The sequence below is a fragment of the Roseovarius sp. B08 genome, from assembly GCF_051417955.1.
GTDB lineage: Bacteria > Pseudomonadota > Alphaproteobacteria > Rhodobacterales > Rhodobacteraceae > Roseovarius.
Genome location: NZ_JBPRLW010000001.1, coordinates 927403 through 950160 on the forward strand (window position 1 = coordinate 927403; position 22758 = coordinate 950160).

Consider the following 22758-nt stretch of genomic DNA (forward strand, 5'->3'; position numbering starts at 1 on the left):
GTGCTAGGCGCGACGCCATGTCTGCCGGGAAAAAGAGCGCGTGGCGCGAAAGGCCGGGTCGTGTGCGGTCGGCTTTCTTGGCATCGGGCGCGGGTCGGTCTAGGCTTGGGGCGAACGGCGCCCAGAAAAGGAGAGCGCATGGTACCGGGCAAGGCACAGATCGGCGTTTACGGGCTGGGCACGATGGGCAGCGCATTGGCGCTGAACATGGCCGAGAAGGGCTTCGAGGTGGCCGTGACAAACCGCGAGGCCGACTGGATCGGCGAGTTCGTCGACGAGGCCGGACCGCTGGCCGAGCGGTTGCATCCGCACGAGAGCCTGCACGATTTCGTGGCCGGGCTGAAGACGCCGCGCGTGATCCTGTTCATGATCCCGTCGGGCAGGCCGATGGATGCGATGATCCAGGAGGTGAGCGCCCCTGCTGGCAGACGGCGACACGATCATCGATGGCGGAAACGCCGATTTCCACGACACGCGCCGACGCGCGAAGGCCCTGGCGGAAAAGGGACTGCATTTTGTCGGCATGGGCGTGTCGGGCGGCGAGCAGGGCGCGCGGCACGGACCGTCGATGATGGTGGGCGGCAGCGACCACAGCTGGGAACAGCTGCGCGATGTGCTCCGCGCGATCGCTGCGCGGTATGAGGGTGACCCTTGCGTCGATCACCTTGGCCCGGACGGGGCGGGGCATTTCGTCAAGACCGTGCATAACGGGATCGAATATGCCGACATGCAGGTGATCGCCGAGATCTACGGCCTCTTGCATAACGGGTGCGTCTGGCCGCCGGCGCGGATCGGGGCATTGTTTTCCAAGTGGAACGAGGGGCCGCTGAAATCCTACCTGGTAGAGATCACCGGCGAGTTGCTGGCCTATACCGACCCCGCGACCGGGCATCCCGTGGTCGATGTCATCAAGGATGCCGCGGGACAAAAGGGAACCGGGCGCTGGACCGTGGTGGAGGCCGTGCGCATGGGCCAGGCCGCGACCATGATCGAGGCCGCGGTGGGCGCACGCGCGTGGTCGTCGGAAAAGGACACGCGCACCAGGGCCGAGGAGTTGCTGGGCGCGGAACGTGGTCTGTTGAGCCTGGACGAGGACGTTCTGGCAGAGGCGTTCATGGCGGCGCGGGTTTTGTGCTATGCGCAGGGGTTTCGTGTGCTGGAGGCGGCGTCGCAGGAATACGACTGGCATCTGGACCATGCCCGCGTCGCCGAAGTCTGGCGCGCCGGGTGCATCATCCGGTCGGTGTTGCTGGACGATATCTCGGAGGCGTTCCGCGAGGATCTGCCACATGGGCAGCTGTTCCTGTCGCCTCGTTTCGCCGAGATCCTGAAACGGACCGTACCCGCGCTGCGCAAGGTCGTCGCGGAGGCGGTTGCGGGAGGCCATGCCATACCGGCACTGTCGGCGGCGCTGCAATGGCATGACAGCATGCGCCAGGGCTATGGCACCGCGAACATCATTCAGGCGCAGCGCGATTTCTTCGGCTATCACGGGTTCGAGCGGCTGGGACAGGAAGGCAGGTTCCACGGGCCGTGGTGGGACGAGACCTGAGCCCGATGGGCAGGGGCATCGCGGGATGGCACGACCGGGGCCCGTCAAGGGCCGGCCTGTGCGGCGCGTGAGGGTTAGCCCGTCAGGCTGTTGAGGACAAAGAAGATCACCGCGGACATCAGCGCCGCGGCAGGGACGGTGATGACCCAGGCGGCGACGATGGTCATGAAATGGCTGCGCCGCACCAACTTGCGCCGGCGGCGTTCCTCGGGGGCCAGGCGCTTGCCCTTGCCGCCGGTTGTCAGCCCCTTGCGAAGGCGGCGTTCCATGTACCATTCGCGGAAGAAGCCGACGCCGAAGACGCCGCCCACGGCGATATGCGTGGAACTGACCGGAAGGCCCAGCCAACTGGCCACGATGACGGTGATCGCCGCCGACAGGGCGACGCAATAGGCGCGCATCGGATCGAGCTTGGTGATCTGGCTGCCGACCATTCGGATGAGTTTGGGCCCGAACAGGAAGAGGCCGAATGAGATGCCGAAGGCGCCGATGATCATGACCCAGAGGGGGATGGTCACTTCACCGGCAAAGCCGCCGGCCTCGGACGCATAAACGATGGCGGCCAGGGGGCCCACGGCGTTGGCGACGTCGTTCGCGCCGTGGGCGAAGGACAAAAGCGCCGCCGAGATGATGAGCGGCAGGCCGAAGAGCGCCTTGAGCGAGCGGCGGCGGTTTTCCATGCCCTCCGACTGGCGCCGGATCAGGGGGATGGTCAGGGCGTAGATCGCCGCGCCGGTTGCCGCGCCGATCAAGAGGGCAGTGCCGATGTCGATCCTGACGATGCGCTTGAGACCCTTCATCGCCAGGTAGGTGGCGAAGGTGCCGGCCATGAGACCCACCAGGATCGGCACCCAGCGGCGGGCGGCGGCGATCTTGTCTTCCCGGTAGACGATCCGGCTCTTGATCAGAGCGAGGAAGCCGGCAGCGATCATGCCGCCCAATACAGGCGAGATCACCCAGCTGGCAGCGATGGCACCCATCGTGGGCCAATTCACGGTTGCAAGGCCCGCGGCGGCGATGCCCGCACCCATGACGCCGCCGACGACGGAATGCGTGGTGGACACGGGCGCGCCGACCTTGGTGGCGAGGTTGACCCAGAGCGCGGCCGAGACCAGTGCCGCCATCATCGCCCAGATGAAGGTCTGGGTGTTCTGCATGCCGTCGGGGTCGATGATGCCCTTGGAAATGGTCGAGACCACGTCGCCGCCCGCCAGCAGGGCACCCGCGCTTTCGCAGATGGCCGCGATAACGATGGCGCCGCCCATGGTGAGCGCATTGGCCCCCACCGCCGGCCCCATGTTGTTGGCCACGTCGTTCGCGCCGATATTGAGCGCCATATAGGCGCCGAAGATCGCCGCGGCGATGACCACCATGTTGTTGGGGAAGGCCCCGAAGAACAGCCCCGCGCCCAAACCGGCGAGGACCATGAACGCCAGCGCAATGCCGAGCGAGATCAGCGGACGCGAGACATAGGCCGTCGCGTACTCGATCTGCGAGATGCGCCCGAGATCCTTGTCGAGCGTCTTCCACTGGTTGTTCTGCGGGTCCTCGGCCAACGGTCCCCTCCCGGTCCGGTTCGGGGCAGAGCGCTAGCCCGTCTGGCGCGGCGGTTCAATGCCGCACTGTCATAAAACCGTTACATTTCCAGCAAAATGGCCTTGAGGCCCGGTTCCTGTACCATTTCAGCCGCATCGGTGGGGCTGACCCAGCGGCGGGTGCGCTCGTCATGTTCGGGATAGATGTCGGCCAGTTGCTTGACGCGGACCTTGAACACCTCGACCTCGACCGGGGCGTCGTAGCCGTCGTCGAGGTGCTTGTCGTAGGCATAGCTGCCGACATGGCCCTCGATCGTGGCGCCCCTGGTGACGCCGGCCTCTTCCCAGGCTTCCTGAAGCGCGGCATCGGCGGCTTTCTTGCCTTCCATCGGCCAGCCCTTGGGCACGATCCAGCGTCCGGTGCCCCGGCTGGTGATCAGCAGGACCTGGGTCTCGCCGGTCGCGGTTTCACGATAGCACAGCGCCGCGACCTGCAACTCGGGCGGGCGTCGGAGGATCGGCTGGACGAATTCCGCCCAAGCCCTTTTCATCGAGGTCGTCATGGTTCTGCTCGTGTCGAAGTGTTTTCATAAAAGTATATACGTTAGGGTGATAAAAAGTCAAATTTTCAAACCCATGGATGCGGGATCAGGAACCGGGGCGGCGCTTGGCGCGCAGCGTCGGGTCGGCTTGGCGCGGGTTTTCGGGCCAAGGGTGCTTGGGATAGCGGCCGCGCATGTCCTTGCGAACGTCGGCGTAGGAGCTATCCCAGAAGCCGGGAATATCGAGCGTGGTCTGCACCGGGCGACCTGCGGGCGACAGGAGCGTGACGCGCAGGGGCGTCCGGCCCACGGTGGGGTGGGTGGTCTGGCCGAACATTTCCTGCAGGCGCAGGGAAATCTCGGGATGGTCGCCGGAATAGTCGATGGGGATGCGCCGCCCCAGCGGCGTGGTGAAATGCGCCGGGGCGGCGGCGTCGACGCGCTGCATCTGGTCATAGGTGAGGCGCGCGCGCAGGGCGTCCAGCATGTCGAAGCGCTTCCAGTCGGCGGCGGTCTTGAGGCCGGTGATGTAAGGTAGGAGCCAGGTTTCGAGGTCTTCGAGGAGGGCCTCGTCGGTCATGTCCGGCAGGTCCTCGCCTGCCGCGCGCAGAAGGGCGACGCGGGCGGCGAAACGGCGGGCGGTGTCGGACCAGTTCAGGCCGAGGTCGCGGATGCCGTCGAGCATGGCAAGGGCGATGGCGTCGTCTGGGGCATCCTTCCACATGCGGTCATCCAGCACCAGCGCGCCGAAGCGTTCCTGTTTGCGGGCGATGACGCGGCGGTCGCGGCGGTCCCAGTGGCAGACGTCATGCCATGCGATCTGGTCGGCGAAAAGCGCGCGGAGTTCGGATTCGGAAAGCGCGATGGCCTGCCGGATGCGGGCCTCGCGCGGGTTGCCGTCAAGATCGGTGGCGACCAGCAGGCGTTGACCGGCCAGGGGGTCTTCGTCGGGCAAAAGCGCGCCCTTGCCGCCGGACAGAACGAAGCGCGGGGCGTCGCCCTTGCGGCGCAGGCCGATGCGGTCAGGGTAGGCGAGGGCGGCGCATTCGGCGTCGGACATCCCGCTGGCCCCTGTCGATTTTGCCTGTGAGGCCAGGCGCTTGGCCTCGGCACGGATGCGCGTCACCGCGCCGTGGTTGGCGGGATGCGGGTGGCGGCCCTTGGGGTCGCGCAGGGCGGCCATGCGCAGGGTGAGGTCGACGGGCGCGCCGCGCGGCAGCGGATCGCGGTCGGCCAAGAGAGCGGCGAGAAGGGCCGCGTCCGGCCCGGCGGTTCCCAGCATATGGGCAAGGCGGGGGTGCAGGGGGAGTTTGGCCAAAGCCTTGCCATGCTCGGTGATGCGGTGGGTATCGTCCAGAGCACCCAGCATGTGCAGAAGCGCCTGCGCCTCGGCATAGCTGCCCGGATTGGGTGGGGTGAGGAAGGGCAGGTCGTCCGGCGCAGCGCCCCAGAGCGCCAGTTCGAGGGCGAGGCCCGAAAGGTCGGTGGCCTGGATTTCGGCAGGGGGATAGGCGGGCAGGGCGCCTTCTTCTCCCTTGGTCCAGAGGCGGTAGCAGGTGCCTTCCGCGACGCGGCCCGCGCGGCCTGTACGTTGCGTGGCCTCGGCGCGGGTGACGGGCTCGGTCACCAGCCGCGACATGCCGGAGCCGGGGTCGAACCGGGCTCGGCGGGACTTGCCGCCGTCGACCACCACGCGGATATCCTCGATGGTGAGCGAGGTTTCGGCGATGGAGGTGGCGAGGACCACCTTGCGGCCTTCGGTCACGGGCGCGATGGCGGCGCGCTGGGCGGCGAAGTCCATCGCGCCGAAAAGGGGGCGGATGTGGCAGTCGGGGGGCAGGCGGTCCTTCAGCAGGGCCTGCGCGCGGCGGATCTCGCCTTCGCCGGGGAGGAAGACAAGGACGCCGCCAGTGGTCTCGGAGACGGCCTTGGTAACAAGGTCGGTAAGGGCCGCGTCCCACCTTGTTTTCTTCGGCGTTGGCGTGTCGAGGTGGCGGGTCTCGACCGGAAAGCTGCGGCCTTCGGAGGTGACGATGGGGGCCTGCATCAGCTCGGCCACCGGGGCGGCGTCGAGCGTGGCGGACATGGCCAAGAGCATCAGGTCGTCGCGCAGGGCATGGGCCACTTCGAGGCAGAGGGCGAGGCCGAGGTCGGCGTTGAGAGAGCGTTCGTGGAATTCGTCGAAGATCACCGCGCCTATGCCGGTGAGTTCGGGGTCGGACTGGATGCGGCGGGTGAGGATGCCTTCGGTGACGACCTCGATCCGGGTGGCGTCCGAGACCTTGGCGTCGCCGCGGACGCGGTAACCCACCGTTTCGCCTGCTTTTTCGCCAAGCGTTGAGGCCATGCGCTCGGCGGCGGCGCGGGCGGCGAGGCGGCGGGGCTCGAGCATGACGAGGCGGCCCCGGGTGAGCCCGGCGGTCAGCATTTCAAGGGGCACCACGGTGGTTTTGCCCGCGCCGGGGGCGCTTGCAGGACGGCGCGGCCGGTGTCGCGCAGTGCGGTGAGAAGCGCCGGGATGGCGTCGTCTATGGGAAGCCTGTCGCGGGTCATGACCGCCTTATCGGCGATGCATCGACACTTGACCATAGCGGGTGCGCACCACGACGGTGTCGGCGCGCATGGTGTTGCCCTGCGGGACGTAGATGATCGACACTGGTGCAGTGCTGTGGCGCAGTTCACTGGCGGAGTAGCCGGCGATGCGGCGGTACTGGCCCGAGCATTGCACCCGCCCGCCATCAAGGGCCGTGCGGCTGGTGAGGCTGAGCCGGGCGTGGCGGTGGCCGTCGTAAACATCTGCGTTCAAAGAACAAAGTTCACTCGGGGGCTGGTCGCGCAGGGCGGCGTAGAGAGCCGTCAAGGGGTCGTAGGCGCCGGGAAGTGTGCGCGGATTCACGGCGGGCGCACTGCTGCCGGTGTCGCCGGTGACGTGGGTCGCGACGCCGCCGGAAAAGCCGATCCTGAGGTTGGTGGAGCGGCGGCCTTCCGAGGTGACCTCGGTATAGCTGGAGGGGATGAAGCGGGTGCCGGACCTGCGGCCCTTGGCGGACAGGTCGAAGCTGGCCTGTTTGAGCGCGGAGATGGCCCCGGTGGTGGCGAAGCGGGCACGGGTGCTGTAGGTGCCGGAGGTCTCGGTGCTGGCCATGGCCATTTCGCCGACCTTGGCGCCGATCAGGCGGACGTCATAGCGCGCCTGCATGCTGTCGGCCAGCGCGGAGGGCACGCCGGTGGCGGTGAAGAACGCCGCGAGGGCGATATGGGTTAACCGGGTTTTGACTGTCACGTGCGGGCCTCTTGCATTGTGTCCGAGATTGGACATGGCGCAAAAACCAAGGTAACACGTTCCGCCCGGTTTTCATCCCGGCATCTGGCGCGGGACCGTGCGGGAATATGTCGGGCAAGTGGTTACGATTTAGTAAACCGGCCCTGCGGTGCCGGGGCTGCCGCGGTTGCTGGACATTTCCGGCCCGGCTGGGGCACAAGTCGGAAGGCCCTGACGAGGCCGCGCCGCGCCACGCCGCGCACCGGACCGGAGGAGACGACGCGCCATGACCGACACGGAAAAGCTTGCCGAACAGTTGTTGGCGCAGGAGCGCCGGGCGCTGGCGCGGGCGATCACGCTGGTGGAAAGCGGGCGGGCCGATCACCGGGAGGCGGCGCAGGCCCTGCTGGACCGGGTCGCGGGGCATGGCAGGCAGGCCGTTCGCATCGGGCTGTCGGGGACGCCCGGTGTTGGAAAAAGCACGTTTATCGAGGCGTTCGGCATGATGCTGACCGGCATGGGCCTGCGCGTGGCGGTGCTGGCGGTGGACCCGAGCTCGGCGCGGTCGGGCGGCTCGATCCTGGGCGACAAGACGCGGATGGAACGGTTGAGCCGGGAGCCGGGCGCGTTCATCCGGCCCTCGCCCAGCCAGACGCATCTGGGCGGCGTGGCACGGCGCACCCGCGAGGCGGTGACGCTGTGCGAGGCGGCGGGATTCGACGTGGTGCTGATCGAGACGGTGGGTGTGGGACAGTCCGAGACGGTGGTGTCGGAGATGTGCGATCTGTTCCTGTTGCTGTTGGCGCCTGCGGGCGGCGACGAGTTGCAGGGGTCAAGCGCGGGATCATGGAGATTGCCGATCTGATCCTTGTGAACAAGGCCGATGGCGATCTGAAATCGGCGGCGACGCGGACCTGCACCGATTATTCCGGGGCGTTGCGGTTGTTGCGCAAGCGGCCGCAGGATCCGGACGGGTTTCCCAAGGCGATGATGGTGTCGGCCTTGCAGGACGAAGGGTTGAAGGCGGCCTGGGACGAGATGAATGCGCTGGTCGACTGGCGCCGTGAGAACGGGCATTTCGATGCGCGTCGCGAGGCGCAGGCGCGGTACTGGTTCGGCGAGGAAGTGAAGCGGGGCCTGATGGCGCAGCTGGAGACACCGGAGGCGCGGGCGATGATGGAAGAGGGCGCCGAGGATGTGGCGGCAGGGCGCACGGTGCCCAGCGTGGCGGCGCAACGGGTGTTGGACCGGCTTTCCGAATCGAAGGGTTAACCGCGGCGGAGCGGTGGAATCGACGTCGGTATTGCGTCGGTATTCGGGGGGTATGGCGACGGTGCGGTCGTCGCGGGGGCGGCGGTTGACGGGGCGTACGCGGTTAAGGGGTGGTTAACGGGAGTGCGCGTGGGTTTTCACCCACCCTACGCGGTTGGGACGCGAGAGAATTGTTGATCGCGTGGTGGGGTGGAACCCCACCCTACGAGTCCCCGGACGGGCGCGCGGGCGGGGCGGTGGCGTCAGAGGTCCACGCGGGTGACGGTGTAGCCCTTGTCCTCGAGCAGCTTGAGGATGCCGACCTCGCCGGGCAGATGCCCGGCGCCGACGGCGACGAGCACATGGTCGCCCGGCGCGACCTCATCCTCCAGCCGGTCGATCCAGCCGAGGTTGCGTTTTTCCAGCAGCAAGTCCTCGACCATGGCGAAACCTTCGGCGCCGGCCTCGCCGCCGTATTCTTCGGACACGTAGCGCGAGAAGACCAGCGTCAGCGCGATCTCTTCGCTGAGGTAGCGCTCGCGGATCGTGTAGGACAGGTCGTTCATGTCGCCGGGCCAGGCGAGCGACATGCGGATCATCTCGATCTGGTCGTCCATCGGAAAGCTGTCGAGCAGGGTCAACAGGTCGTCGAAATTCTCGAGCGAACGGGTGGGATTGCCGGCCTCGGCGGCGTGCTCGCCCACCAGCATGTCGATGCCCTTGGCCTCGAACGCGCCGGCTTTGGCCTCGCAGGGGCCGATGCCCAGCATCATTCCGGCCCAGAGCGGCTTGAACTTGGCGGCCATGAAGCCGGGGATCATCCGGGCCTGCATCTCGGCGCGGTAATGCTGCCAGTCTTCTTCGCCCAGAAGGTCGGGCAGGGTGGGGCCCTCGGTGATGAACATCAGCGACGGGTCCTCGGCCATCGCCCGCTGCATCGCCATCTGGTCGTCGTTGGAGACCTCAAGATAGACCTTGTCGGCGGCCTCGACCAGCGGCGCCAGGCGGTCGAGATGGGTCTCGGTCAGGCGATGCTTGAAATGATAGGTGCCGAAAATGTCGATCACCGTGTCGCCGCGCGTGGCCTGCCAGAGCAGGCCTTCGGCATGGGGCATGTCGGCGGCCTCGCGCCGCAGTGCCTCGCGCTTGGCGGGGTCCAGCGCCTCGATCAGGTCGGCGCCGCCGCAGGTGTCTCCCGTGGTATCCTGAGCGGACAAAGGCGTGACGAGGGCCACGGCGACGATCATAAGCGCGAGCAGTGCGGACCAGAGAAATTTCATCCTTCGACCCCTCATTTTCAGGCTGTGAAACAAGATGTAGAGGGGTGCGACGCCGGGCGCAACAAACTGCCCGTGCCGGCCCGCGAAATTTTTGCCGAAGGTATGTTGACAGCTTCGTGATCGGTCCTTAGCTATGCGCCGTTAGCACTCGACTACGGTGAGTGATAACGGTCCCCGCAGGGGGGCATGAGGGAAACTTGATAGCCAAGGAGCAAAAGCTATGGCATTCAAACCGCTGCATGACCGCGTGCTTGTACGCCGCGTTGAGAGCGAAGGAAAAACCGCTGGTGGGCTGATTATCCCCGACAGTGCCAAGGAAAAACCCAGCGAAGGTGAAGTCGTTGCTGTTGGCGATGGCGCCCGCAAGGATAGCGGCGAGCTGATCGAGATGGCCGTCTCGGTCGGGGATCGCATCCTGTTCGGCAAATGGTCGGGCACGGAAATCACGATCGACGGCGAAGAGCTGCTGATCATGAAGGAAAGCGACATCCTGGGTGTGATGACGGACAAGAAGGCGGCGAAAGCGGCCTGAACGCCCCGGATCATCTCCACATCTGAAAATCCAAATACATCAGGAGCGACTTAAATGTCTGCAAAAGACGTGAAATTCGATACCGATGCCCGCAACAAGATGCTGCGCGGCGTCAACGTCCTGGCCGATGCGGTCAAGGTGACCCTTGGCCCCAAAGGCCGTAACGTGGTTCTGGACAAATCCTTTGGCGCGCCGCGCATCACCAAGGACGGTGTGTCGGTTGCCAAGGAAATTGAGCTGGAAGACAAGTTCGAGAACATGGGCGCGCAAATGGTGAAAGAAGTCGCCAGCCGCACCAATGACGAAGCCGGCGACGGCACCACCACCGCGACCGTCCTGGCCCAGGCCATCGTGAAAGAAGGCATGAAGGCCGTCGCGGCCGGCATGAACCCGATGGACCTCAAGCGCGGCATCGACCTGGCCACCACCAAGGTCGTGGAAGCCATCAAGAACGCCGCACGCGAAGTCAACGATTCGAGCGAAGTCGCACAGGTCGGCACCGTGTCGGCCAACGGCGAAGCCGAGATCGGCCAGATGATCGCGGACGCGATGCAGAAGGTCGGCAACGAAGGCGTCATCACCGTCGAGGAAAACAAAGGCCTCGTCACCGAGACCGACGTCGTCGAGGGCATGCAGTTCGACCGTGGCTACCTGAGCCCCTACTTCGTGACCAACGCCGACAAGATGACCACCGAGCTGGAAGACTGCATGATCCTGCTGCACGAGAAGAAACTCTCGTCGCTGCAGCCGATGGTGCCGCTGCTGGAATCGGTGATCCAGTCGCAGAAACCCCTGCTGATCATCGCCGAGGACGTGGAAGGCGAAGCGCTGGCGACCCTGGTGGTCAACAAGCTGCGCGGTGGCCTGAAGATCGCCGCCGTGAAGGCGCCGGGCTTTGGTGACCGTCGCAAGGCCATGCTGCAGGACATCGCGATCCTGACCGGCGGCCAGGTCATCTCGGAAGATCTGGGCATGAAGCTGGAAAGCGTCACGATGGACATGCTTGGCCAGGCCAAGAAGGTTCAGATCACCAAGGACGAAACCACCATCGTCGACGGTGCGGGCGAGAAGGCCGAGATCGAAGCACGGGTCAGCCAGATCCGTCAGCAGATCGAGGACACCACCAGCGACTACGACCGCGAGAAGCTGCAAGAGCGCGTGGCCAAGCTGGCCGGCGGCGTTGCCGTCATCCGCGTGGGCGGCATGACCGAGGTCGAAGTGAAAGAGCGCAAGGACCGCGTCGATGACGCGCTGAACGCGACCCGTGCGGCCGTTCAGGAAGGTATCGTCGTGGGCGGCGGTGTTGCCCTGGTTCAGGGTGCCAAGGCTCTGGACGGGCTGGAAGGCGCCAACAGCGACCAGAACAACGGCATCGCCATCGTGCGCCGCGCGCTGGAAGCGCCGCTGCGTCAGATCGCCGAGAACGCCGGTGTGGACGGCTCGGTCGTCGCGGGCAAGATCCGCGAATCCGAAGACCCGAAATTCGGCTTCAACGCGCAGACCGAAGAATATGGCGACATGTTCAAATACGGTGTGATCGACCCTGCGAAGGTCGTGCGCACGGCTCTGGAAGACGCGGCCTCGATCGCTGGCCTGCTGATCACGACGGAGGCGATGGTAGCCGATAAACCGCAAAAGGAGGGCGCAGCCGCGGGCGGCGGCATGCCTGACATGGGCGGAATGGGCGGCATGATGTAAGGTTTTCGCATCCGCGAAAACCGTTGCCCGGCGGGCGTTTGACACAGCTCAGATGTCCGGCGGGTGCCGCAAGAATACGGCAGAGGGCCGTCCCGGTGGGGCGGCCCTTTTGCGTATGTGTTGATCGCGGCCGGGGCGGTCGTGCTCACAAAAAAGGGCGCTCGTCCGCTTGGAGCCCTTTCGGAGCGCCACTCACGGAAATTCTCACCTTCGATTGCGGGAGCGCGAACGACCGTTCTCGGCGCGGAGATGTGAACCATTCATGATTTTGCACAGTTTTTGTTGTCCTCCTCTGCCAGTGCGCCAGGCTTTCGCCAAGACGATCATTGTTTTCTCGAGCTCGACGAATTCCTGGCGCGGCGCGTGAATTGACTTTTGCAATATGCACGAGCCACACTAGCATCGTGTTTTTTGAGCAAGGGTTTATTGATGTCTGAGCCAGTAACGCCGCGTCGGTTGCGTAGTAGCTCATTATGAGCGGTAACCTGGACGCTGGCCTCGACAGGCATCTCTACGGTCTCGATATCATAAGGTTCATCGCGGCCGTTCTTGTAGTCTATTTCCATTTCGGATTGTTCAGTGACGCCCAACCGGCCTTTCCTGCGGCGCAACAAGACCGCCCTTGGCCATGGATGGATCAATTCACCGGCCACGGGTGGGTCGGCGTTCAAGTCTTCTTTGTCATCTCCGGGTTTGTCATCGTCGCCAGCGCTGACCGGTCCGCACCAGGCGAATTCCTGAAACGCCGTGCGGTCCGAATTCTTCCAGCGCTCTGGATCTACACGATCATTGCCTTCGCGGTGAGGTATTTGGCAGGCGAGCCCCTATCGCTCCTGCTCGACTCTTTTTCAGGTCGGTCATCCTGTTTCCGATCGGTCCCTATATTGACGGGGTTATCTGGACACTTGTCGTAGAAGCCGTTTTCTACTCCCTGATCGCCTTGCTTCTTGCTGTCCGGTCACGAAGGCCCAACCTCGACATTTTCCAAGCTTGCGCGATTGCCCTTGGCCTTGTCAGCACGTCCTTCTTGCTTGTCTCTGGCGTTGTTACCCTGATGGAGCCCACGGGCAATCCGGAAAGGCTACAGAGCCTGCTGGATAGGTACTTTTTCAGTGTCATCCTGCTTCGCCATGGCGTTTTCTTTGCAATTGGCATGCTTCTGTGGAGAAGCGAAAAGGACGGGTACAACACCCTGCGAAGCTCCCTGTTGTCGTTGTACGTCGGAGCAGCGGTGGTCCAAATCGTCCTTCAAGCGGAAGGGCACAATCCGGTTGCGCCGGTGACTGTCTGGGGCGGACTGCTCGCTTTCTTCGTGTTCAGCCTGCGGCACAACCGCACCGTGCGGAAAGCCGGCTCGCCGTCACTTCTGCGGAACCTCGGCAACTTGTCCTACCCTATCTATCTCGGTCACTTCGTGATCGGGATGCATCTGATCCCAGCCCTGAGAGAGTACATTCGTCAGGACCTTTTGCTTTTGTTGATTGCGTCCGTCATCGTGTTCGGGTTGGCTTGGGCCGTCATGGTCGGACCGGAGCGTCTTTTGCGCACGTCGATCAAGGCTCGTCTGGTCGGATTCCGCGCCGCACGTTAGAAATTCGCGGCCTGTCTGGCAACGTGCTGCACGCAGTGTCGTACGTGGCGCTTCAACACATCTGGCAAGGATCTTGTCCCGGTGGGGCGGCCTTTTTGTTCTTTCGAGTGGCGGTCAGGGCCGCGGGGCGGGCATACCGGGAAGGTGCGGGTTTTCACCCACCGTGCGCGAAGTGATGCGCCGGGGATACGCGGTGAAAAGGCTCGGCCTGGGGCGGGGGGAGGTAACGCGCAGCACAGGTTCCTGACCGGCGGGCGCGGTGTCGTTGTTGAGCACCGCGCAAAGCGCCGAATGCACCTCCTCGACCTCGTGCCGGTCGCCCGACAGGGCGATGGCCGGGGCGTCCTTGCCCGCCACGCGCACCAACAGGGTGGCCATTCCGCCCGGCTGGGCTGGTCTGCGCAGGTACACGCTTTCGACCGTGCCGAGGGTGATCTCGCGGCGGACGCGGGCGTGGCCGAGCATGTTGATCTTGGTCAGCGTCAGGGTGCCGGCGTCGACATCCAGCGTCATGCGGCGGCGAAAGCCGCGCGTGCCATAGGCGAAGACGCAAAGCCCGCCGGCGGCGATGACCGAGGCTGCCAGGCCGAAGGATTCGAGCCGCCCGGTATCGGGGTCGACCGGCAGAAAGAACCACATGATGATCGAGCCCATGACCATGAGGGTGCCCGCGATGCGCAGCACCATCTCTGTCAGTGCCTCGAGCCGGAACCGCTCGGACCGCTCGCCGGCCACCAGACCTCGGGCGGTGGCTTGCATGTCGACGGTGTGGCAGCCTGCTTTTCTGTTTGCCTCAAGATAGGCCATTTCCTGGTTCCTTCTCGCTGTTGTTGAGAAAGCGTTAAAAATGAATCCGGGCCAGAATGCGGCTTCTGCGCAGCAAGACGGTGCCAAAAGCGGGGTATTTCTCGTGCAGGTTGTGGTGAGGCGGCGGACGGACCGGACCTTCGTGGCGTCAGACGCGGGCCTTGGGGCGCACGATATGAAAGCTGCCGCTCATGTAGGTGAGCGGCTTTTCCCCGGCGTCGGAAATGCCGGTGACGTCACCGATGCAGATGGCGTGACTGCCATGCACGTGCCGGTGCGTGAGCGTGCAGGAAAAGGCGGTTGCGCGGGGCAGGAGGGGGCCGAATTCGGTGTCGAACACCTCGATCCCCTCGAATCTGTCGGGGTGGTCGGCGTCGAGCAGGCCGGCGAAGCGACGGGCAAGGTCGTCGGCATCCTCGGGCAGGATGTTGACGCAGAAGACGCCGTTGGCCGAAACCGCGCGCGCGATGGTGCTGTCGGCCTTGAGGCACACCAGCAACGATGGCGGGTCGGCGGACAGCGACGTAAACGCGCTGACCGTCGCCCCCGCGCGACCGGCGGGGCCGTCGGTGGTCACGACCGTGACCGTGGCGGCCACCTGTCGCATGGCCCCGATGAAGGCCTCGCGCGCATTTGTCATTGCCTTGTCCTTCCGGCGGAACCCGTCCTGTTCCGGGTGCCTCATAAGCTGGCATCCTGAGCGGGGATGTCAATGGCGGGGCGCGGTGTGCCGGGGCGATTGCGCGGGCCCGGGTTTGGCCGTATCAGGGCGGCCATGAGCGACAATTTCGATGCCATCGCGATCATGCCTTACGATGTCCGGCCGGGCCTGCGGCCGGGGCGGGTGAAACTGGACGCACTGGCCTGGCCCAGGGGGCGGCCGGACCGGTTGACGGGGGCGGAGAAGACCTTGCGCGACCTGGGACCCGACGATCACCTGGTGGTCTACACGTCGAGCCTGCTGTACCGGCGGCCATGGCTGGGTACGCCGGCCAAGGTTTCGGTGATGGTGCTGGAGCCCGAGGCCATTCACGGCGATCACATGCAAAAGCTGCGGCGGCAGTATGCGCGGTTTCACAAGGTGCTGTGTTCCAATGCCGACCTGCTGGCGGCGATACCCAACGGTGTGCTGTTTCCGCTGGGCTGTACGTGGGTCGGGGACTGGACGGCATTGGACCTGACCAAGACCAGGGCGTGCAGCCTGATCGCCTCGGCCAAGCGGTCGCAGGAGGGGCACGCGCTGCGCCACAGGGTGGCGGATTTCGCGCGCGCCGAGGGGCTGGACGTGGACGTGATGGGCGGCGGGTACCAGCCCTTCGAGCACAAGGCGGAGGGGCTGGCGCCCTACCGGTTTTCGCTGGTGATCGAGAACGTGCGGGAGATGAACTACTTCACCGAAAAGTTGATCGACGCGGTGCTGTGCAAATGCGTGCCGGTCTATTGGGGGTGTCCCAACATCGCGGAGTTCATCGACCCGGCCGGGATGATCGTCTGCGAGAGCGAGGACGACATGAAGGCTGCCCTGACGGACCTGTCGGAGGCGCGGTATGCCGCGCTGCTGCCCAAGCTGGAGGCGGCCATCCCGCAGGCGGAAGTCTATGCCGAGTTCTACGAGCGGGCGGCACGGGCGGTGCTGGGCGAGGGGCGCTCGGGCCAGATGCCATAGAGGGCATGAAGCCGTGCCGCAGAGGCGCGGTTCGCGGCGTCGCGGGCTGAGATGTCTTGCAGGGCATGGGCATCGTCATAGGCCGGGCGCATGTGCTGGCGGGCCTTGGGGCGGGCGCGCACGGGGATACCCTGCCGCGCCAGTTGCCCCGAAAGCCAGATGTCATCGACGGGGCGCGCCTCGGGCGGCGGGTCCATGTCGGGCGCGGCCAGCCAGGCGGGGCGGATGCAGACGCCCGCAAACCCCTGGGCAATGTCGGTGCCGGTGCCCACGCGGCCAAGGCGGGCGATGTCCCAGGCCTGGCCGGTGGTGGCCTCTTCGCCTTTGGTCAGCAGTTGCGCGGCCCAATCGGGCGCGTAGAGCCAGTCGTCATCGCAATAGATCAGACGCAGATCCGTGTCGGCAAGGGCACGGGCGGCGGGCAGGGCCTTGGTGGCGGGGCCGAGATCTGACTCGCACCGCAACAGGGTGACGCCATCCGGCAAAGGCGGCGGCGTGACCGGGCCGGAAAAGCGGTTGTACTGCGCGGGCAGCGTAAGGATGACCTGCGCCGGGGCGGGACGCTGCGCCAGCAGCGACGCCAGCACAGGGCCGAGCCGGGAGAAGCGCGGCGGGATGGAAGAGAGGGAAATGGCGTACATCGAGAGGCGGTAAGGTGACCAGACGGCGGAGCTTTGCCATAAATGCGCCGGGGCGGCGCTGGTCCACAAGCAGTTCGGTGATCATCGCGCCGACCCGTATGGAGAAAAGCGCGCGGCCGGTGCCGCGTATTTTTGCACATTCGCCTTGCGCCGAGAGGCATGGTCAAAGCCGAAGCTTGGGCGTAAAGCATTTTCATGGCGAGAACATATCCCCTTGAACTGGCGCGCGAGCTGCCGATCTGGCAGCGGCCCGTGGCGCTCTTGTTCCTTATGGCGGCCGCGATGCCGCTGGCCTTTGCCACGTGGTCGGCGCTGCTGAATAACTTCGTCATCGAGGCGGCGGGATTCGACGGGTCCGACATCGGCTGGCTGCATACAGTGCGGGAAATTCCCGGCTTCCTGGCCATCGGGGTGATCGCGATCATCATTTTCATGCGCGAGCAGACGCTGGCGCTGGTGTCGCTGATCCTGCTGGGTGTGGCCACCGCGATCACGGCCTGGTTCCCGTCCTTGGGCGGGATCCTGACGATCACGATGCTGAGTTCCATCGGGTTTCACTATTTCGAGACGGTGAACCAGTCGCTTCAACTGCAGTGGCTGAAGAAGGAGCGCGCGCCGCAGATGCTGGGCTGGCTGCTGGCGGCCGGGTCGGGGACGACGCTGGTGGCCTATGTGCTGATCGTGATGACGTGGGAAACGCTCGACCTGAGCTACAACACCGTCTACATGATCGCGGGCGGGGCGACGGTTCTGATCGCGCTTTACTGTGTCTTTGCCTTTCCGCAGTTCGAGGCTCCCAACCCGCAGATCAAGAAGATGGTGCTGCGGCGGCGCTATTGGCTGTATTATGCGCTGCAATTCATGTCGGGCGCGCGGCGGCAGATCTTCATCGTCTTCGCGGGCTTCATGATGGTCGAGAAGTTCGGGTTCGAGGTGCACGAGGTCACGGCGCTCTACCTGATCAACCTCGTGGCGAACATGCTGTTCGCACCGTTGATGGGTCGCGCGGTGCATGTGTTCGGGGAGCGGGCGACACTGCTGTTCGAGTACGCGGGACTGGCGCTGGTCTTCCTGCTTTATGGAGGCCTGTATTTCTTCGGTTGGGGCGTGGTGCTGGCGGCGGCGCTGTACGTGATAGACCATTTGCTGTTCGCGCTGGCGCTGGCGCTGAAGACCTATTTCCAGAAGATCGCCGATCCGGGGGATATCGCCCCCACCGCAGCGGTGGCGTTCACCATCAACCATATCGCCGCCGTGTTCCTGCCCGCTGCGCTGGGTTATCTGTGGTTGGTCTCGCCGGTGGCGGTGTTCGTGATGGCGGCCGCGATGGCGGGCGTGTCATTTATCCTTGCGATGCTTATTCCCCGTCACCCCGAACCGGGGTATGAGACGATCCTGACCGCCCGGGCGCCCGCCCCGGCGGAGTGATCTGTCCAAGGGAGGCCGCATGCCCACATTCACCGCTTTGACTACCCTGCCCGGCAAATCCCAGGCGGAAGCGCTGGGTGAGGCGCTGGAACGGCTGACGCCGGAACCCACGGGCGTTGGCGTGTTCGAGCTGGAGGACGGATCGGGCCTGTGGGAAGTGGGCGGCTATTTCGAGGATGCGCCGGATGCGGCCGGGCTGGCCTTGCTGGCGTCGCTGCACGGGGCGAAGGATTTCACCGTGTCCGAACTGCCCGAGACGGATTGGGTCGCCAAGGTGAAGCGGGAGCTGACGCCGGTGGTGGCGGGGCGGTTCTTTGTCTACGGCAGTCACGATGCCGACAAGGTGCCCGAGGATGCGCTGCCGCTGTTGATCGAGGCGTCGATGGCGTTCGGCACCGGGCATCACGGCACGACGCTGGGCTGTCTGAAGGCGCTGGACCGGCTGAACGCCGCGGAAGGCCCGCAGAAGAGCGTGCTGGACCTTGGCTGCGGCACCGCCGTGCTGGCCATGGCGGCGGCGCGGGTCTGGCCCGAGGCGACGATCCTGGCCAGCGACATCGACGCGGTGGCGGTCGAGGTGGCGGAGGTCAACGTGGCGGCCAATGACCTGGTGGGCCGGGTGAAATGCCTCGAGGCCGAAGGGCTGGAGCATCCGGGCATCGCCGGGGCCGCGCCGTTCGACCTGGTGTTCGCGAATATCCTGAAAGCGCCCCTGATCGCGCTGGCGCCGCGAATCACCCAGGCGCTGAAGCCCCGGGGATTCGTGATCCTGTCGGGCATTCTGAACGAACAGGCGGATGAGGTCGTCGAGGTTTATTCACAGTGCGGAAACAGTGTCATATCCCGCGACCAGATTGGTGAGTGGACCACGATAATGACCTGCAAAAGTGTTTGAAAAGGCTTTTAAAAACAGCGTTTTTAAGGCGTAGGCCCCACTTTTGCCACATTTGAAACCTAGTTTTTTCAATAAGGGCCGGGGATCAGTTGAACAGAATTTAGGACCGCTGCCATGACCAACGCGACCAACACCCATCAGGGCTTTGATGCCCGCCTGAAAAAGATCGACCGCAACCGCGCCCGCCTCGCCAACGGCTATTCGGCCAAGGTGACGCGCGACGGGCTGATCGTCTTTCGCCCCAAGCGCCGCGCGCAGGGCTTTTCGGTGCGCGGTCTGGTGTTCCTGGTTCTGGGCGCGTTCCTGTTCAAGGCGATGATCCTGGCGCATCTGGGCGGCACCACCTATGACCTGCGGGTCGAGGCGCTCAGATCCGGCACGGTGGTGGAACAGGCCGGCGCGTTCGTGATGCAGCGGGACCAGGTCACCAACGTGATCGCGCAATACCTGCGCCCCTTCGTGAAATAGATATCCTTTCAGACCCAAGGCCTCTCAGCCTTCCAAAGACCTCTCTGAATGAAAAAGCCCTGCACGCTGGTCACGTGCAGGGCTTTTTGCTGTCCGGCGCAGGGAGAGGACGCCGGGCGGGCGGGATCCGCGCTTAGCGGATCGCGCGTTCGATGTCGCCGCGCGACAGGCCGATATCGTCAAGCTCGCGGTCCGACAGGCGGCTCAGCGCGTTGCGGGTGACGCGGGCGTCGTTCCAGGCGGAAACGGCGGCGAAGATGCGCACGAAGAGGGAGCCGAAATGGGCGCCGTGATGCATGCTGCGGGTGTTGTCGATTGAAGCCATTGTGATGGTCCTTGATAAAAGTCGGTTTGTTTCTTGTTCTGAGGCTGGAGTTAGGGGTTCGGCGGAGTCGGACAACACGCATTTTCCGCATAGTCACTATGCAGGCGCTGCATGGGTCATTTTCTGTTAACATTATGTTAATGCTGTATTTTTGTCGATTACATATTGTGCGCAGGGGGGCTGGCACGGTGTGATCTGCGTGTCGCGCGTGGGCCGCGGCGGCCGCCTGACCGGCGGAAGTGCTTGGCGTTTGTTCCCCTTTCGTGCTAGGGCGTTGGCAAAACAACGAAGGGCGGGCAGTGCAGATGCGGGTCATCGGGATCGATCCGGGCCTACGCAACCTCGGGTGGGGCGTGATCGACATGGAGGGCAGCCGCCTGAGCCATGTGGCGAACGGGGTTTGTCACGGGGCAGGGGGCACGCTGGCGGCGCGGCTGTTGGCGTTGCACGGTCAACTTACGGATATCATTGAACTATACACGCCCGACGCGGCGGCGGTGGAGCAGACCTTCGTCAACAAGGACGGGGCCGGCACGCTGAAGCTGGGGCAGGCGCGGGGCATCGCCCTGCTGGTGCCGGCGCAGTTCGGGCTGGAGGTGGGCGAGTACGCGCCCAACACGGTAAAGAAGACGGTGGTGGGCGTGGGCCATGCCGGCAAGGAGCAGGTGGCGCATATGGTGCGCGTGCAGTTGCCGGGGTCGAACTGGCCGGGGCGGATGCCGCCGACGCGCTGGCGATTGCCATCTGCCACGCGCATCACGGGGGCGCGCGGGTGTTGAAAGAGAAGGTGCGGGCATGATCGGGCGGATCGCGGGCCGTATTGATTATCGCGCCGCCGATCATGTTCTGATTGATGTGAAGGGGGTCGGGTATCTCGTCTATTGCTCGGACCGGACGCTGGCGTCGCTGCCGGGGGCGGGGGAGCATGTGGCGCTTTATACCGACCTGCTGGTGCGCGAGGACCTGTTGCAGCTTTATGGCTTCACCTCGCTGGTGGAGAAGGAGTGGCACCGCCTGCTGATGAGCGTGCAGGGGATCGGGGCGAAGGCGTCGCTGGCGATCCTGGGCACGCTGGGACCGGACGGCGTGGGGCGCGCGATTGCGCTGGGCGACGTGAACGCGGTGAAGGCGGCCAAGGGGATCGGCCCCAAGACGGCGCAGCGCGTTGTGATCGAACTGAAGGACAAGGCGCCGGAGGTGATGGCGATGGGCGCGAGCGCGTCGGTTGCCGCGCCGGAGCCGTCTGAAAGCGACGACGACGTGATCGAGGCACCGGTGGCCAGGACGCCGCCCGTGAAAGCCCCGAGCGGCGCGGCGCAGGCCGAGGCGCTGTCGGCGCTGACGAACCTTGGTTATGGCCCCGGCGAGGCCGCGGGTGCGGTGGCGCAGGCGGCGGACGAGATGCCGGAGGCGGCGACGGCGGATCTGATCCGTGCGGCGCTGAAGTTGCTGGCGCCGAAAGGATGATGGGCAGGCGGCGCATCAGGCCTTGCGGCCTGCCTCGCGGACGTGGGACGATTGACGCATGACCGAGCCTGACCCGACCTTGCGCCCCGAGGCGTTGCCCGAGGATGTGGACCGCGCCTTGCGCCCGCAGGCGCTGGCGGATTTCATCGGGCAGGCCGAGGCGCGGGCCAACCTGAAGGTGTTCATCCGGTCCGCCCGGCAGCGGGGCGAGGCGATGGATCACACGCTGTTTCACGGCCCCCCCGGCCTGGGCAAGACGACCCTGGCGCAGATCATGGCGCGCGAATTGGGCGTGGGGTTTCGGATGACATCGGGCCCGGTGCTGGCCAAGGCGGGCGACCTGGCGGCGATCCTGACCAACCTGGAGGCCAATGACGTTCTGTTCATCGACGAGATCCACCGGCTGAACCCGGCGGTGGAAGAGGTGCTCTACCCCGCGATGGAGGATTTCGAGCTGGACCTGGTGATCGGCGAGGGACCGGCGGCGCGGACGGTGCGGATCGAGCTGCAACCCTTCACGCTGGTCGGAGCGACGACACGGCTGGGGCTGCTGACGACGCCCTTGCGCGACCGGTTCGGGATCCCGACGCGGTTGCAGTTCTACACCGAGGACGAGCTGAACGAGATCGTGACGCGCAATGCGCAGAAGCTGGGCGTTCCCGCCGAGGCGCAGGGCGCGCGGGAAATCGCGCGGCGGGCGCGTGGGACTCCGCGGGTGGCCGGGCGGCTGCTGCGGCGCGTGGTGGATTTCGCCGTGGTCGAGGGCGACGGGCGGATCACGCAAGACCTGGCGGACAGCGCGTTGACGCGGCTTGGGGTCGACGCCCTCGGCCTTGACGGGGCCGACCGGCGGTATTTGCGGCTCATTGCCGAGGCCTACCAGGGCGGGCCGGTGGGGATCGAGACGCTGAGTGCGGCGCTGAGCGAGAGCCGCGATGCGCTGGAAGAGGTGATCGAGCCGTTCCTGTTGCAGCAGGGGCTGATCCAGCGCACGCCGAGAGGACGGATGCTGGCTTCGCGGGCCTGGGCGCATCTTGGGATGGCAGCGCCCAAGGCGGCGGGGCAGAGCGATTTGTTCGGCAAGTAGTGCCAAAAGAGTTTCGTGCCTTCGGCGAGGATATTTGTCGCCAGAGGAAGCGGGCTTTGGCTTGCATGGGGCGGCGGCTTTGGTAGGGAGACGACATGGCTGACCTGATCTCTCCCGATGACGTCGAGGCGCTGTTCACGCGCGCCGATGGCTCTTACCTCTTTGCGCGCTGGGGGCGGCCCATCGTGCCGGTGGTGTTCGGCACCGACGACAAGACGCTGGAAATCGTCAAGGGCGCGGTCGAGGCCGTGGTGATGATGGCCGGCCATCAGATGGCAGAGACCGACCCGGAGCTGGGCGTGAACCTGATGTTCTTTTTCTTCCGGGAGTGGGACGAGTTGCTGGAGGTACCGGACCTGGACCGAATGATCCCAGAGCTTGGCCCACTGGTGGCGCGGCTGAAGGAGGCCGATGCCAACCAGTACCGGATCTTCCGCTTTGACGAGGCAGGCGCGATCAAGGCAAGTTTCGTGTTCCTGCGGATGGATGAGCAACTGTCCCGGGTGCCCGCCGATACGCTGGCGCTGGCGCAGGTGGCGCAGACGATCCTGCTGTGGTCCGACACGGCCTTTACCGACCGCTCGGTGTTGGCGCAGGCGGGCGAGGGGCAGGTGATCCTGCGGCCTGATATCGGCGCGGTGATCCGGGCGGGGTACGATCCGGTCATGCCCGCCGTGGCGCAGGATGCCAGCCACGCACTGCGTCTGAGCGCGCGGCTGAGGCAGGTGTAG

19 protein-coding genes and 4 pseudogenes are annotated in these 22758 nt (G+C 65.4%); 14 read left to right on the plus strand and 9 right to left on the minus strand.

Annotated elements, in window-relative coordinates; all coding sequences use genetic code 11:
• Positions 1 to 138: 138 nt before the first annotated feature.
• Positions 139 to 1552 (plus strand): annotated as a pseudogene (gene gndA, locus ACSQ76_RS04715) (NADP-dependent phosphogluconate dehydrogenase).
• Between the two features lie 74 nt (positions 1553 to 1626).
• Here gndA and ACSQ76_RS04720 read toward each other — a convergent pair.
• The 4 genes and pseudogenes from ACSQ76_RS04720 to ACSQ76_RS04735 all read right to left on the minus strand — a co-directional run bounded on the left by ACSQ76_RS04720 (position 1627) and on the right by ACSQ76_RS04735 (position 6912).
• The gene (locus tag ACSQ76_RS04720; RefSeq protein ID WP_437155648.1) at positions 1627 to 3108 is read right to left on the minus strand and encodes an inorganic phosphate transporter; all 1482 of its coding nucleotides are present in this window, start codon (positions 3106 to 3108) and stop codon (positions 1627 to 1629) included.
• Positions 3109 to 3188: 80 nt separating this feature from the next.
• Complete coding sequence (locus tag ACSQ76_RS04725; protein ID WP_437155649.1) at positions 3189 to 3650, minus strand: NUDIX hydrolase; 462 nt, start codon at positions 3648 to 3650, stop codon at positions 3189 to 3191.
• A gap of 85 nt (positions 3651 to 3735) precedes the next feature.
• Positions 3736 to 6182, minus strand: a pseudogene (gene hrpB, locus ACSQ76_RS04730) (ATP-dependent helicase HrpB).
• 7 nt (positions 6183 to 6189) lie between these two features.
• Positions 6190 to 6912 carry a DUF3108 domain-containing protein gene (locus ACSQ76_RS04735; RefSeq protein WP_437155650.1) on the minus strand — a complete coding sequence of 241 codons (723 nt, stop codon included), beginning with the start codon at positions 6910 to 6912 and terminating at the stop codon, positions 6190 to 6192.
• A gap of 265 nt (positions 6913 to 7177) precedes the next feature.
• On the opposite strand from ACSQ76_RS04735, the pseudogene meaB reads away from it, so the two are divergent.
• A pseudogene (meaB, locus tag ACSQ76_RS04740) lies at positions 7178 to 8163 on the plus strand (methylmalonyl Co-A mutase-associated GTPase MeaB).
• A gap of 242 nt (positions 8164 to 8405) precedes the next feature.
• Here the strand turns inward: meaB and ACSQ76_RS04745 are convergent.
• Positions 8406 to 9422, minus strand: a complete 1017-nt coding sequence (locus ACSQ76_RS04745; protein ID WP_437155651.1) for a TraB/GumN family protein — start codon at positions 9420 to 9422, stop codon at positions 8406 to 8408.
• A 220-nt stretch (positions 9423 to 9642) separates the two neighbouring features.
• On the opposite strand from ACSQ76_RS04745, the gene ACSQ76_RS04750 reads away from it, so the two are divergent.
• The 4 genes from ACSQ76_RS04750 to ACSQ76_RS04765 all read left to right on the plus strand — a co-directional run bounded on the left by ACSQ76_RS04750 (position 9643) and on the right by ACSQ76_RS04765 (position 13243).
• The gene (locus ACSQ76_RS04750; protein ID WP_437155652.1) at positions 9643 to 9954 is read left to right on the plus strand and encodes a co-chaperone GroES; all 312 of its coding nucleotides are present in this window, start codon (positions 9643 to 9645) and stop codon (positions 9952 to 9954) included.
• 54 nt (positions 9955 to 10008) lie between these two features.
• Positions 10009 to 11652 carry a chaperonin GroEL gene (gene groL / locus ACSQ76_RS04755; RefSeq protein ID WP_306128181.1) on the plus strand — a complete coding sequence of 548 codons (1644 nt, stop codon included), beginning with the start codon at positions 10009 to 10011 and terminating at the stop codon, positions 11650 to 11652.
• Between the two features lie 473 nt (positions 11653 to 12125).
• Entirely contained in the window at positions 12126 to 12566 is a 441-nt protein-coding gene (locus ACSQ76_RS04760; protein WP_437155653.1) for an acyltransferase family protein, read from the plus strand.
• Positions 12524 to 13243: an acyltransferase family protein gene (locus ACSQ76_RS04765; RefSeq protein WP_437158159.1), complete on the plus strand. Its 720-nt coding sequence runs from the start codon at positions 12524 to 12526 to the stop codon at positions 13241 to 13243. The genes ACSQ76_RS04760 and ACSQ76_RS04765 overlap by 43 nt, the downstream gene beginning before the upstream one ends.
• Positions 13244 to 13357: 114 nt before the next feature.
• Here the strand turns inward: ACSQ76_RS04765 and ACSQ76_RS04770 are convergent, their stop codons facing one another.
• Both ACSQ76_RS04770 and ACSQ76_RS04775 read right to left on the minus strand, forming a co-directional pair.
• Positions 13358 to 14050, minus strand: a complete 693-nt coding sequence (locus ACSQ76_RS04770) for a hypothetical protein (protein ID WP_437155654.1) — start codon at positions 14048 to 14050, stop codon at positions 13358 to 13360.
• 148 nt (positions 14051 to 14198) lie between these two features.
• On the minus strand, positions 14199 to 14690 hold the full coding sequence (locus tag ACSQ76_RS04775) for a flavin reductase family protein (protein ID WP_306128178.1): 492 nt from the start codon (positions 14688 to 14690) through the stop codon (positions 14199 to 14201).
• A gap of 135 nt (positions 14691 to 14825) precedes the next feature.
• Here ACSQ76_RS04775 and ACSQ76_RS04780 point away from each other — a divergent pair, with 135 nt between their 5' ends.
• Positions 14826 to 15716, plus strand: a complete 891-nt coding sequence (locus ACSQ76_RS04780) for a glycosyltransferase family 10 domain-containing protein (protein WP_437155655.1) — start codon at positions 14826 to 14828, stop codon at positions 15714 to 15716.
• On the opposite strand, the gene ACSQ76_RS04785 is transcribed toward ACSQ76_RS04780, so the two are convergent.
• On the minus strand, positions 15659 to 16357 hold the full coding sequence (locus tag ACSQ76_RS04785) for a hypothetical protein (protein WP_437155656.1): 699 nt from the start codon (positions 16355 to 16357) through the stop codon (positions 15659 to 15661). The genes ACSQ76_RS04780 and ACSQ76_RS04785 overlap by 58 nt on opposite strands.
• Positions 16358 to 16552: 195 nt before the next feature.
• On the opposite strand from ACSQ76_RS04785, the gene ACSQ76_RS04790 reads away from it, so the two are divergent.
• From ACSQ76_RS04790 to ACSQ76_RS04800, 3 genes are all read left to right on the plus strand, one after another.
• Positions 16553 to 17785 (plus strand): MFS transporter, encoded by a 1233-nt coding sequence (locus tag ACSQ76_RS04790; RefSeq protein WP_437155657.1) that lies wholly within the window; start codon positions 16553 to 16555, stop codon positions 17783 to 17785.
• Between the two features lie 19 nt (positions 17786 to 17804).
• Positions 17805 to 18680, plus strand: coding sequence for a 50S ribosomal protein L11 methyltransferase (locus ACSQ76_RS04795; protein WP_306128174.1), 876 nt, complete (start codon positions 17805 to 17807; stop codon positions 18678 to 18680).
• 114 nt (positions 18681 to 18794) lie between these two features.
• The gene (locus ACSQ76_RS04800) at positions 18795 to 19148 is read left to right on the plus strand and encodes a hypothetical protein (protein WP_306128173.1); all 354 of its coding nucleotides are present in this window, start codon (positions 18795 to 18797) and stop codon (positions 19146 to 19148) included.
• Between the two features lie 133 nt (positions 19149 to 19281).
• Here the strand turns inward: ACSQ76_RS04800 and ACSQ76_RS04805 are convergent, their stop codons facing one another.
• Positions 19282 to 19473 carry a DUF1127 domain-containing protein gene (locus tag ACSQ76_RS04805; protein ID WP_306128172.1) on the minus strand — a complete coding sequence of 64 codons (192 nt, stop codon included), beginning with the start codon at positions 19471 to 19473 and terminating at the stop codon, positions 19282 to 19284.
• A 305-nt stretch (positions 19474 to 19778) separates the two neighbouring features.
• Between ACSQ76_RS04805 and ruvC the strand changes: the two are divergent.
• The 4 genes and pseudogenes from ruvC (at position 19779) to ACSQ76_RS04825 (ending at position 22758) form a co-directional block, all read left to right on the plus strand.
• Positions 19779 to 20272, plus strand: a pseudogene (ruvC, locus tag ACSQ76_RS04810) (crossover junction endodeoxyribonuclease RuvC).
• Positions 20269 to 20940, plus strand: a complete 672-nt coding sequence (gene ruvA / locus ACSQ76_RS04815; protein ID WP_437155658.1) for a Holliday junction branch migration protein RuvA — start codon at positions 20269 to 20271, stop codon at positions 20938 to 20940. Before ruvC ends, ruvA begins: the two are co-directional and overlap by 4 nt.
• A gap of 58 nt (positions 20941 to 20998) precedes the next feature.
• Positions 20999 to 22027 carry a Holliday junction branch migration DNA helicase RuvB gene (gene ruvB / locus ACSQ76_RS04820; protein WP_437155659.1) on the plus strand — a complete coding sequence of 343 codons (1029 nt, stop codon included), beginning with the start codon at positions 20999 to 21001 and terminating at the stop codon, positions 22025 to 22027.
• Positions 22028 to 22122: 95 nt separating this feature from the next.
• Positions 22123 to 22758 carry a hypothetical protein gene (locus ACSQ76_RS04825; RefSeq protein ID WP_437155660.1) on the plus strand — a complete coding sequence of 212 codons (636 nt, stop codon included), beginning with the start codon at positions 22123 to 22125 and terminating at the stop codon, positions 22756 to 22758.